Annotated in this window: 11 protein-coding genes; 6 read left to right on the forward strand and 5 right to left on the reverse strand. The window is 60.0% G+C overall.

Going from position 1 to position 11,829, the window contains the following annotated elements:
• Positions 1 to 322 precede the first annotated feature (322 nt).
• On the reverse strand, positions 323 to 760 hold the full coding sequence (locus tag PKE98_RS13430; RefSeq protein ID WP_271195808.1) for a hotdog fold domain-containing protein: 438 nt from the start codon (positions 758 to 760) through the stop codon (positions 323 to 325).
• Positions 761 to 867: 107 nt separating this feature from the next.
• Here PKE98_RS13430 and PKE98_RS13435 point away from each other — a divergent pair, with 107 nt between their 5' ends.
• Positions 868 to 1,446, forward strand: coding sequence for a TetR/AcrR family transcriptional regulator (locus PKE98_RS13435; protein ID WP_271195809.1), 579 nt, complete (start codon positions 868 to 870; stop codon positions 1,444 to 1,446).
• A gap of 91 nt (positions 1,447 to 1,537) precedes the next feature.
• On the opposite strand, the gene PKE98_RS13440 is transcribed toward PKE98_RS13435, so the two are convergent.
• Both PKE98_RS13440 and PKE98_RS13445 read right to left on the reverse strand, forming a co-directional pair.
• Positions 1,538 to 2,035 carry a DUF934 domain-containing protein gene (locus tag PKE98_RS13440; protein WP_271195810.1) on the reverse strand — a complete coding sequence of 166 codons (498 nt, stop codon included), beginning with the start codon at positions 2,033 to 2,035 and terminating at the stop codon, positions 1,538 to 1,540.
• Entirely contained in the window at positions 2,019 to 3,677 is a 1,659-nt protein-coding gene (locus tag PKE98_RS13445; RefSeq protein ID WP_271195811.1) for a nitrite/sulfite reductase, read from the reverse strand. Before PKE98_RS13445 ends, PKE98_RS13440 begins: the two co-directional genes overlap by 17 nt.
• Positions 3,678 to 4,033: 356 nt before the next feature.
• On the opposite strand from PKE98_RS13445, the gene PKE98_RS13450 reads away from it, so the two are divergent.
• Both PKE98_RS13450 and PKE98_RS13455 read left to right on the forward strand, forming a co-directional pair.
• A complete protein-coding gene (locus tag PKE98_RS13450) occupies positions 4,034 to 4,168 on the forward strand; it encodes a hypothetical protein (protein WP_271195812.1) in 135 nt (44 codons plus the stop codon).
• 118 nt (positions 4,169 to 4,286) lie between these two features.
• Positions 4,287 to 5,381, forward strand: coding sequence for an ABC transporter substrate-binding protein (locus tag PKE98_RS13455; RefSeq protein WP_271195813.1), 1,095 nt, complete (start codon positions 4,287 to 4,289; stop codon positions 5,379 to 5,381).
• A 9-nt stretch (positions 5,382 to 5,390) separates the two neighbouring features.
• Here PKE98_RS13455 and PKE98_RS13460 read toward each other — a convergent pair whose 3' ends face one another.
• Positions 5,391 to 5,624 (reverse strand): DUF2970 domain-containing protein, encoded by a 234-nt coding sequence (locus PKE98_RS13460; RefSeq protein WP_271195814.1) that lies wholly within the window; start codon positions 5,622 to 5,624, stop codon positions 5,391 to 5,393.
• 142 nt (positions 5,625 to 5,766) lie between these two features.
• On the opposite strand from PKE98_RS13460, the gene PKE98_RS13465 reads away from it, so the two are divergent.
• Positions 5,767 to 6,069 carry a DUF1883 domain-containing protein gene (locus PKE98_RS13465; protein ID WP_271195815.1) on the forward strand — a complete coding sequence of 101 codons (303 nt, stop codon included), beginning with the start codon at positions 5,767 to 5,769 and terminating at the stop codon, positions 6,067 to 6,069.
• Positions 6,070 to 6,162: 93 nt separating this feature from the next.
• Here PKE98_RS13465 and metH read toward each other — a convergent pair whose 3' ends face one another.
• Positions 6,163 to 9,873, reverse strand: coding sequence for a methionine synthase (metH, locus tag PKE98_RS13470; protein ID WP_271195816.1), 3,711 nt, complete (start codon positions 9,871 to 9,873; stop codon positions 6,163 to 6,165).
• Between the two features lie 290 nt (positions 9,874 to 10,163).
• On the opposite strand from metH, the gene PKE98_RS13475 reads away from it, so the two are divergent.
• The gene (locus PKE98_RS13475; protein ID WP_271195817.1) at positions 10,164 to 10,850 is read left to right on the forward strand and encodes a hypothetical protein; all 687 of its coding nucleotides are present in this window, start codon (positions 10,164 to 10,166) and stop codon (positions 10,848 to 10,850) included.
• 54 nt (positions 10,851 to 10,904) lie between these two features.
• Complete coding sequence (locus PKE98_RS13480) at positions 10,905 to 11,819, forward strand: hypothetical protein (protein WP_271195818.1); 915 nt, start codon at positions 10,905 to 10,907, stop codon at positions 11,817 to 11,819.
• Positions 11,820 to 11,829 lie beyond the last annotated feature (10 nt).

The raw sequence follows: 11,829 nt of genomic DNA on the forward strand, positions 1-11,829 counted from the left end.
CTGTACGGAGATCGATTTATCAGGCCAACCTGGTAAAAGCATGGCCTGCCTAACGGCAGGCCGTTACCGGCCCGCACACAAAAAATCTGACAGTCCCGGCTGAAGCCTTTCCTACAGGAGCACACAGTCCCTTGTAGGAGAGGCTTCAGCCTCGATGCGTTTAAAGCTTTAAGCCTCGCTTACCAATCTACATTTACCTGCAGATTCTGGGTCCTCGCCTGCGCGGGGACGACGGAAGTTTTTGCTGCTTCCACCGTCATTCCCGCGCAGGCGGGAATCCAGAGTGTCCAGGCGAGCGGGAATTACAGGGGCTTCGCGTGGTTTACGCCTTACTCACATACATGGTGATCTCGGCCCGAAACACGGCCTTATCCCCCACATACGCCATCACCGGCACCTTCACATCCCCCAACGTCTCCCAATCCACCGCGCTACCATCGGCCACGGTGCGGACGTCTCCGTCGGCCTTGGCCAGGTATTCCACGGTCATGCCTTTTGGAATCCAGCGGCAGCCCGCCGGAATCGATACATCTGTCATGGTGCCCGCCGCCAGCTCGGCCGAGTTGCACAGGGCAATCGCATGCACGGTGCCGATATGGTTCAGCACCTCGCGGCGTTTCGCGAAGGTGACTTCCGCATAGCCTGGGCGTAGCTCGACAAACTGCGGGGCAATGCTGGCGAAGTAGGGCGCAACCTGGCCAATCATGCCGCTGAATTGGGCGGCGCCGGCTTGTTGGTACATCTGCATCATCTGGCTCATAACAACTCCTGAAGGTAATTTTCGGTTGAATAGCAGTGCGCGCCGAGTCAGTATTACCAGCATTAGAAATTAATTCTAGAAAAATATTCTAGTTTGGCAGAGAGCCCATGGCCCGACCTTCCCGCAAAGACGACATCCTGCAAGCCGCCCTCGCGCTATTCACCGAGATAGGGGTGGATGCCACCACCATCGAAATGATCCGCGACCGTTCCGGCGCCAGCATCGGCAGCCTGTACCACCACTTTGGCAACAAGGAACGCATCATTGGTGCGCTGTACCTGGCTGGCACAGGTGAGTACGCGGCGATGCTGGAGTTGGGCTTCAAAGAGGCTAAAAGTGCCAAGGATTGCGTGAAATTGCTGGTGACCAGTTATATCGACTGGGTGATCGCCAACCCTGATTGGGCGCGTTTTGTGTTGCACAGCCGTGGGCGGGTAGAAGCGGGGGAAATGGGTGATCAGCTACGCGAGGCCAATCGCGAGCATTTCGCGCGCATTCTCGAGGCGTTGGCCGGTTATCGTGAGCAGGGCCTGTTCCGCGAGATGCCGGCCGATTGTTTTGCGTCGGTGGTCATTGGGCCGACCCACGACTTTGCTCGTAATTGGCTGGCCGGGCGGGCGCTAACCGAGTTCGCCGGCTGCCGAGAGCTATTGGCCCAAATAGCCTGGGAAAGCGTGCGGGCTTGAAGTTCGAAACTCGAGGCTGGCGCCTCGATTCTTGCAACCGCAACTCCACAAAAAAGCCCCGCATGGGCGGGGCTTTTTAATCACCGGCCAATTAAGCCCGGCGGCGGAACAACGGCTGCGGTTGATCCGCAGAGGCCTGATACACCTCGTTGAACTCGCTAAAGGCTTTCAGCGCATCGTCCGGGTCTTTGTCTTCACGCAAGGCAAAGGCATCGAAGCCTACACGGTGCAGCGCCCACAGCTGGTCGCGCAGCACGTCGCCAATGGCGCGCACTTCGCCTTTGTAGCCGTAGCGGGTGCGCAGCATGTAGGCGGTGGAGGAGTGGCGACCGTCGGTGAAGGCGGGGAAGTTCAGGGCGATGACTTGGAAGTTGTCCAGCTGATCGGCGATTTCTTCGATTTCTTCACCAGCTTCCAGCCATACGCCCAGGCCGCCATCACGGGCTTTCAAGGCGCTTGAGTGCTCCACGTACAGGCCCAGCGGCACTATCAGGTCGTCGCAGTTGGAAACGCCTTCCAGGGTCGCGTCCTTGGGCAGCAGGTGCCAGGTTTCGTCGACCAGTTGACCGTTCTTAATGATTCGCTGCATATACGCGCTCCTTGAACGGGTCGATGCCGACACGGCGGAAGGTATCGAGGAAGCTTTCTTCGTCGGTACGGGTTTCCACGTACACGTTGATGATTTTGCTGACCACATCCGCCATGTCTTTCTCAGCGAAGGACGGGCCGAGAATCTGCGCCAGGCTGGCATCACGGCCAGAGCTGCCGCCGAGCGAGACCTGGTAGAACTCCTGACCTTTCTTGTCCACGCCCAGAATGCCGATATGGCCGACGTGGTGGTGGCCGCAGGCGTTCATGCAACCGGAAATGTTCAGGTCGATATTGCCGATGTCGAACAGGTAGTCGAGGTCATCGAAACGACGCTGGATGGCCTCGGCAATCGGAATCGATTTAGCGTTGGCCAGCGAGCAGAAGTCGCCGCCCGGGCAGCAGATGATATCGGTCAACAAGCCAACGTTCGGGGTGGCAAAACCCAGTTCGCGCAGTTCGCCCCACAGGGTGAACAGCTGGCTTTGCTCGACGTCGGCCAGAATGATGTTCTGGTTATGGCTGTTGCGCACTTCGCTGAAGCTGTAGCGATCGGCCAGGTCGGCGATGGCGTCCAGTTGCTTGTCGGTGACGTCGCCAGGGGCAACGCCCGTCGGTTTCAGCGACAGGGTAACGGCGGCATAACCAGGCTTCTTGTGGGCGAATACGTTGCGGCTTGCCCAGCGATCAAAACCCGGGTGCTCGGCGCGCAGGGCGGCCAGGGCATCAGCCTGGTCTTCCAGCGCCTTGTAGGCCGGGTCGATAAAGTGCGCAGCCACGCGAGCCACTTCGGCTTCGGTGAGGGTGCTCGGGCCGTCTTTGAGGTGCGCCCATTCAGCGTTTACGCGCTCGGCGAACACTTCGGGGGTCAGCGCTTTCACCAAGATCTTGATGCGCGCCTTGTACTTGTTATCGCGGCGGCCATAGCGGTTGTACACACGCAAAATGGCGTCGAGGTAAGTGATCAGGTGCTGCCACGGCAGAAACTCATTGATAAAGCTGCCGACAATCGGCGTGCGACCCAAGCCGCCGCCGACGGAAACGCGGAAACCCAGCTCGCCGGCTTCGTTTTTCACCGCTTCCAGGCCGATGTCGTGCACTTCAATAGCGGCGCGGTCGCTCACGGCGCCGTTGACGGCGATCTTGAACTTGCGCGGCAGGTGCGAGAACTCGGGGTGGAAGGTGGACCATTGACGAATGATTTCGCACCACGGACGTGGGTCGACCAGTTCGTCTTTGGCCACGCCAGCGAACTGGTCGGTGGTGGTGTTGCGGATGCAGTTGCCGCTGGTCTGGATGGCGTGCATCTGCACGGTAGCCAGTTCGGCAAGAATTTCCGGTACGTCTTCCAGTTCCGGCCAGTTGAACTGCACGTTCTGGCGGGTGCTGATGTGGGCGTAGCCTTTGTCGTAGTCGCGGGCGATCTTGGCCATCATGCGCACTTGCGCCGAGGACATCAGGCCATACGGCACGGCCACGCGCAGCATCGGCGCGAAACGCTGGATATAGAGACCATTCTGCAGGCGCAACGGGCGAAATTCTTCGCCAGAAAGTTCGCCAGCCAGATAACGGCGGGTCTGATCACGGAACTGCTTGACGCGGCTCTCGATGATGTCTTGATCGTAACTGTCGTAGACGTACATACGGGTCCTGTTTTCAGGCTGCTTACTGCCAAATCAGCGCGCACGGCCGCGCACTCCTCCCGGAGCCGGGGGAAGATACCAGTTCAGGTTTATGCGCAAAAGTGATGTTTTAGTATAAGAACGAAACTTATGGTGATAAGAACCGCTGGCTATAAGTCATTCCTGTTTGGCCAAGCCTGCTTGGCAGGCGCGAGCTTGCTCGCGAATCCGGGCAAACACGTTGCAAATGCCGATTGCAGGGTTCGCGAGCAAGCTCGCTCCTACCAGATGTAAACCAGCCGTCATTTGTCGGAGCGCCCGCTGTGGTCTTAACTGCAGAACGGACCATCCCATAAGCACAACAACAAGGGGCAGCCATGACCGACCATACCCATACCTCCAGCGACACTCCGGAAGAAACCAACCGCGACAGCATCGTTGATGCTTGGGCCATCCTTATTCTTATCGCTCTGGCTGTTTCGACCGCTGTTTTCTGGGTAAGCCACCAGTAACGCGTTACACGCCGCTTTTTGATAGAAAGTGGCGTTTTTGTAAGCATTCGCTGACAGATGGTGACAGATAGCCATCACGCATCCGCGTATACTCCGCAGCTGGTTTGAGTGTGAGTGTATGAAGTTGAAGCGGTCATTGCGCACCGTAGTCGCGGTAGTGGGTTTACTCGCATGGAATTGCGTCAATGCAGCTAGCGTGGTGTTCCTCAACCCGGGCAAGACCGGTGAGGAGTTCTGGGATGGCTATGTCAAGTTCATGCAGGCCGCCGCGAGCGATCTGGGCATGCAGCTGCGCGTGCTCGACTCCCAGCGCGACCGCGACCTGATGCTCGCCCAGGCGCGCACTGTGTTGCAGGGCGACAGCAAGCCCGACTACCTCCTCTTTATCAACGAGCAGTACGCCGCCCCGGAGATTCTCCGGTTGGCCAAGGACTCCGGCGTCAAGCTGTTCGCTGTCAGCAATACCCTCACGCCCGACCAGCAGCACGTCCTGGGCAGCAGCCGCGAAATCTACCCCAACTGGATTGGGAGTCTGGTACCCAACGACGTCGACGCTGGCTACATGATGGCTACTGGCCTGATCCAGCACGCCCGTGAGTCGCATTCGGGCCAGCCCCTGGAAATGCTGGCCTTCAGCGGTGTAAAGCAAACACCTTCCAGTCAGCAGCGCGAGCAGGGGCTGAAAAAAGCCCTGGCAGAAAACCCCGACGTTCGCCTGCGCGTGATCGCTTACGGCGGCTGGCAGTGGCAGCGCTCCTACGACCAGGCGCGCACGCTGTTACCGCGTTACCCCAACGTAAATATGGTCTGGACTGCAAGCGACGAGATGGCCTTTGGTGTTATGCAGGCCGCGCAGGAGCTGGGGCATACGCCTGGCCAGGACATTCATTTCGCCACTATCAACTCCAGCGCCGAGGCGTTGCAGGCCAAGATTGACGGCCGTATCGAAGTGCTAGTAAGTGGGCAGTTCACCATTGGCGGCTGGGCACTGGTGATGCTGCACGACTACGACAATGGCGTGGATTTTGCCAAGCGCGGCGGCAAAGATCGCACCTTGCCCATTTATGTGGAGCTGGATGAAACCCAGGCGGCGCGGCTGGCCAAGCACGTGGTGGGCAAAGATAACTACGGCCTGGATTTTCGCCGGTACCTGCTACAGAAACAGTCCAAGCTGCGCGATTACAACTTTTCCCTGCGGCCGCTGATTGACTGAGCCGGGCGCTTACAGCCCGGCCAGGTGCAGCACCAGTTTCACCAGCGCAAACAACACCAGTACAAACAGCCCGGTAAACAGCACGCCGATAAAGATGAAGTGGCTGGGTTTGCCATGGCGGAAGTCGCGGGCGCGGTTTTTTCCGCTTTGCACCCCGAAGGCGGCGGCCACCACGCTGTGCAGCACTTGCCAGAGGGTGGGGGGCTGATCGTTGGGGTTATTGAGGTGGTCGGGGTCGTCCATTGCAGGCTCCATCGGTTGCATCCCTTGCAGCAACCATAGCCGAAGATCGCCAGCAGGCCCGGCCTCAGCCATACTAGCGCCCTGAATCACCCCCCTTTTTTGCCATTTACGCTCGTTCTTGCAACGCCGTGCGGAGCTTTTCATGAAATTCATACACCAGCGCGAACACCTCAACGAGGACGACATCGTCGTTATTCAGTGCTCGCAACCCTGCAATATCCGCTTGATGAACGACGCGAATTTTCGCAGTTTCAAAAATGGGGGTCGCCACACCTATCACGGTGGTGCCTTTGTAGATTTTCCCGCCAAGATCGTGGTGCCGAGCAGCGGTTTCTGGAATATCACCATCGACACCGTGAGCCGCAAGGCCATCAGCGTCACCCGCAAGCCGACGCTGACCCACTCGATCAAGATTGTGCGCAAATCCCCGTCGCAGCTGCGTTGAGATCAGCGAGGTCGTGGTTTGCAGGAATCGAGGCTGAAGCCTCGATTAGACCGTTCAAATAACCGCAATCACCGCCAGCAAAGCCATGCGGTCTCAGTTGTCGTAACCCAGATTCGGCGCTAACCACCGCTCGGTCACCGCCAGATCCTGCGCTTTGCGCGCGGTGTAACTTTCGATCTGGTCCTTATCCACCTTGCCGACGGCAAAGTACTGCGCCTGCGGGTGGGCGAAGTACCAGCCGCTGACCGCTGCCGCCGGGAACATGGCGTAGTGCTCGGTGAGGAACACGCCGCTGATGCCGGCCTTGTGCTCTTGCGCCGCCGGGTCCAGCAGTTCGAACAGCGTGCCTTTCTCGGTGTGGTCCGGGCAGGCCGGGTAGCCAGGCGCCGGGCGGATACCTTTGTAGGCTTCCTTGATCAGCTCGTCGTTGCTCAGTGCTTCTTCCGGGTCGTAGCCCCAGTAGTCTTTACGCACTTGCTGGTGCAGCCACTCGGCGCAGGCTTCGGCCAGGCGGTCGGCCAGGGCTTTGACCATGATCGAGTTGTAGTCGTCGCCGGCGTCCTGATACGCCTTGGCCACTTCCTCGGCACCGATGCCGGCGGTGGTAATAAACCCGCCCACGTAGTCGGTCACGCCGCTGCTTTTGGGCGCCACAAAGTCGGCCAGCGAGAAGTTTGGTTTGCCGTCGGTCTTGATGATCTGCTGACGCAGGTGGTGCAGCTTGGCCAGTGGCTGGCCGTCGTCGCCGTACAGTTCGATATCGTCGTCCTGCACCTGGTTGGCCGGCCAGAAACCGAATACGGCGCGGGCACGAATCAGCTTTTCGTCGATCAGCTTGGTCAGCATTTCGCGCGCGTCTTTGTACAGCGCGGTTGCGGCTTCACCCACCACTTCGTCGGTGAGAATGCGCGGGAATTTGCCGGCCAGGTCCCAAGAGATAAAGAACGGCGTCCAGTCGATGTACTCGGCCAGCACGTTCAGGTCGATATCTTCCAGCACCTTCACGCCGGTAAAGGTCGGCACGGTGGGTTGGTAGCTGGCCCAGTCAAACTGCGGCTTCTTGGCCACGGCGGCGGGGTAGCTCAGGCGCTCGGTGCGGGCGCTGCGGTTGGCGGTGCGTTCGCGCACTTCCACGTAGTCTTTGCGGGTGCTTTCGACAAAGCCTGCTTTCAGTTCCTTGGACAGCAACTGCGTAGCCACGCCTACGGCGCGCGAGGCGTCGGTGACGTACACCACGGCATCGTTCTGGTACTTGGGCTCGATCTTCACCGCCGTGTGCGCCTTGGAGGTGGTGGCACCGCCGATCATCAGCGGCAGGGTAAAGCCCTGGCGCTGCATTTCGCGCGCGACGTGCACCATTTCATCCAGCGACGGGGTAATCAGGCCCGACAAACCGATGATGTCGCACTTCTCGGCGATCGCGGTTTGCAGAATTTTCTCGGCCGGCACCATCACGCCCAGGTCAACGATGTCGTAGCCGTTGCAACCCAACACCACGCCGACAATGTTCTTGCCGATGTCATGCACGTCGCCTTTTACCGTGGCCATCAGGATCTTGCCTTTGGCTTCAGGCTTGTCGCCTTTTTCCAGCTCGATAAAAGGGATCAGGTGCGCCACCGCCTGCTTCATCACACGGGCCGATTTCACCACCTGCGGCAAGAACATCTTGCCCTCGCCAAACAGGTCGCCAACGATATTCATGCCGGCCATCAATGGGCCTTCGATGACCTCGATGGGGCGGGCGAACGAGAGGCGCGACTCCTCGGTATCTTCGACGATATGCGTGGTAATGCCTTTGACCAGCGCGTGTTCCAGGCGCTTGTTCACGCTCCACGAGCGCCACTCTTCGGTCTCGGCTTCTTTAACGCTGCCATCGCCCTTGTAGTTATCGGCAATCGCCAGCAGGGCGTCGGTGCCGTTCGGGGTGCGGTTGAGCACCACGTCTTCCACGCGGTCACGCAGCTCGGTGGGAATCTGGTCGTAGATCTCCAACTGGCCGGCGTTGACGATGCCCATGGTCAGGCCGTTCTTGATGGCGTAGTACAAGAACACCGAGTGAATCGCCTCGCGCACCGGGTTGTTGCCACGGAAGGAGAACGACACGTTGGACACGCCGCCCGAGCTCAAGGCGTAGGGCAGGTTGTCGCGGATATAGGCGCAGGCGTTGATGAAATCGACCGCGTAGTTGTTGTGTTCCTCGATGCCGGTGGCCACGGCGAAGATGTTCGGGTCGAAGATGATGTCCTGCGGCGCGAAGCCGACTTCGTCCACCAGAATGTCGTAGGAGCGTTTGCAGATTTCGATCTTGCGCTGCTCGGTGTCGGCCTGGCCGAGTTCGTCGAAAGCCATCACCACCACGGCGGCGCCATAGCGTTTGCACAGCTTGGCGTGGTGCTTGAACTGCTCGACGCCTTCTTTCATGGAAATCGAGTTGACGATGCCCTTGCCTTGAATGCACTTGAGGCCGGCTTCGATCACTTCCCATTTGGAGGAGTCGATCATGATCGGCACACGCGAGATATCCGGCTCGGAGGCGATCAGATTGAGGAAGGTGACCATCGCCTTCTTCGAATCGAGCATGCCCTCGTCCATGTTGATATCGATCACCTGGGCGCCGGCTTCCACCTGCTGCAGGGCTACTTCCAGGGCTTCGGTGTAATTGTCCTCGCGGATCAGGCGCGCAAACTTGGCGCTACCGGTGATGTTGGTGCGCTCGCCCACGTTCACGAACAGCGACTGGCGGTCGATGGTGAACGGTTCAAGGCCGGACAGGCGGCAGGCTTTGGGAATATCCGGAATGGCGCGCGGCTTGTATTTGGCCACTGCCTCGGCAATCGCCTTGATATGCGCAGGCGTGGTGCCGCAGCAGCCGCCGACGATATTCAGGAAGCCCGAGGCGGCAAACTCTTCCACCACCACGGCCATTTCCGCCGGGCTTTCGTCGTACTCGCCGAACGCGTTCGGCAGGCCGGCGTTGGGGTGGGCGGACACATGGGTGTCGGCCTTGCCCGCCAACTCTTCCAGGTACGGGCGCAGTTCTTTAGCGCCCAATGCGCAGTTCAGGCCCACCGATATCGGCTTGGCGTGGTTGATGGAGTTCCAGAACGCTTCAGTGGTTTGCCCGGAAAGCGTGCGGCCCGAGGCGTCGGTAATGGTGCCGGAAATCATGATCGGCAACTCGAAACCCAGCTCTTCGTACACACCCTGCACGGCGAAAATAGCCGCCTTGGCGTTCAGGGTGTCGAAGATGGTTTCGATCAGAATCAGGTCCGCGCCGCCCTCGATCAGGCCACGGGTGGCTTCGGTGTAGTTCTCCACCAGCTCGTCGAACGTGACGTTACGGAAACCCGGGTTGTTTACATCCGGCGACAGCGAGCAGGTGCGCGAGGTAGGGCCGAGCACGCCGGCCACGAAGCGTGGGCGGTCCGGGGTTTCCAGGGTTTTAGCGTCGGCCACTTCACGGGCCAGGCGCGCGCCTTCCACGTTCAGCTCATACACCAATGCCTCCATGCCGTAGTCGGCCTGGGACACCTGGGTGGCGTTGAAGGTGTTGGTTTCCAGAATGTCGGCGCCGGCATCCAGGTAGGCTTTTTCGATGGCCTGAATCACGTCCGGGCGGCTGAGCAGCAGCAGGTCGTTGTTACCTTTGACATCGCTGGGCCAATCGGCAAAGCGCTTGCCGCGGTAATCCTCTTCCTCCAGGCGGTAGCTCTGGATCATGGTGCCCATGCCGCCGTCGAGAATCAGAATGCGCTCTCTGAGGGCTTGCTGAAGAGACTGGAGGCGAGCGTGGCGATCGGACATGGAGGCATTACCTGAAAAGCGCGAAATAAAGTGGCCGCGATAATAGCAAAGCCACAACCGCCTGGAGCGCACCGGTGGTTCACATGAATTTGGCTCATGTTCCACCTTTTGTAGGAGCCAGCCGGCTGGCGAATGCCCTCAACAGCTTCGCTAGCGAGCTGGCTCTTACGATCAGTTGACAGTTTGTCCACCGCTGCCCGTCTCGCACCTGACAACTCCGGAACTGCGCATTTATAGCCTCTGGCCAACAATGGCGCCCAGTTCAGCCCGCCGGGCCAAGGAGTAAACCAATGGATATGCGCAGCGAAATAATGACCGCCCCCTTGAGTGACGGCCAACTGGTGTTGCTGGCAAATGCCGCGTTGCCGATGGCCGTGCGCGGTCATGCCGCTACCGATTGGAATGCCTTGGCCTGGACTGGCCAGTGCCAGGGGCTGCATAGCTGGCGTCTGGCGCGTATCGATGATGAGGAAATTGATCGCCTTGCCACGTTTTACCGCCGCCTGGCCTGCACGGGCGCCGAGCAGGCGCGGCGTCATCAGCAGCGCATTGTGCAGTTGCTGCGCGCCCGCCATCAGCAAGACCTGGCATTGATTCGCGCGCTGGCACTGCCAGGCCAGGTCATCGTGGTGGCGGCCAATGGATCGCACAATGACTTCTACCAGGTAGCGGATGAGCAGGCCTTGGGGGCGTTGATCTGGCAGCACCGTCTGTACGCCGCCAGCCTGGCGCCGCAGCAAGTCACCGGCCCGGCGAGCAGCAACTACCAGCGTTTGCTTGCAGCGCAACGCAGCCAGGGTCACGACAGCCTGCTGTTGCTGTTCACCGCGCGGCCGGTGGTGCTGCAGCTGGACGGCAGTGGCGTGCGCTTGCATGGCGCGAGCGCCGGCTACCTGGCTGCTGCCGTCGACATGCTGCCGCCCGGCACTCACTGGCAGGTGCAGGCCGACGTAAAAAAGACCTGCCGCGCCGCCTGACTGGCGCGGCTACCCACACCGGCTCGAAAACTCCCTGAGCAAGGACCCGCCTCTATGCAAGACACTGCCAAAGTTATGGAAATGGCCGGCTACTGGGCCGCGCACTCAATCTGGAGTGTGTGCGACGGCGAAACGCTGATTCCGCTTGTGGGCTACCTGGACGCCGACGACAACTGTTGCATGGAGCGCTTGGCCATGGGCCCGGTGGCTGCCCTTGTGCAGGGTGAGCGCAAGCTCGGCAGCCTTGAGGCCAACCAACAAGGCGCCGTGCTGATCAAGGAGGGGGGCATCGGCGCGGGTGGTGGCGGGGAGAAAAACCCTTGCCTGGTTCTCGACGTACGTTTCGCCGCCTCCCCGCACTGCAAGTTGCAGTACGTATTGCCCTATCGCAGTGGCCACCATGAACTGGGGTTTGCCGTGCATAACCCGGTGCTGGCCGAGTGTCAGGGGTTTGATGCCGAACAAGTAGAAATTCTAGGCCAGTTCTTTTTCAAAGGCCTGGCGGCCCATACGCAGGGCAGTGCGATCTGGCACAGCCATTACCAGCCACAGGTGGATCTGCAGGGCGATCCGGCAGGGCCCTTTACCCTTGAAGAGCTACAACTGCTGCGCCGTGCGCCGTTGTTGCTGTATGTGCTGCTGCGCGCTCAAGGCGGTGAAATACCGACGCTGTTCCGGCTGACGGAGCTATTGGCCACGGTGGGCCGCTACCTCAACCCGCTGCTGACGCGCCTGGTTAATCAGCCGGCAGCAGATTGCGCCGCACAGGCTCGTGCCATGTTCGTCCGGCAGGTGGATGCCTTGGGCGAGCTGCGGGTCATCCGCCAGGTGGCTGAAGCCAGCCTGCCTGCCGCAGAAAGCCGCGGGTTCGCGCAGGCCCTGCTGGCGCTGGCTGGCGACCTTGCTGAAGGCGCAGAGCAGGCCGTGCTTATTCAGCTGGAAACCGCCCTGGGCTTGAGTGATACGTGAGTTGCATCAC

Origin of the sequence: Pseudomonas turukhanskensis (assembly GCF_027922365.1) — a bacterium.
Lineage (GTDB): Bacteria > Pseudomonadota > Gammaproteobacteria > Pseudomonadales > Pseudomonadaceae > Aquipseudomonas > Aquipseudomonas turukhanskensis.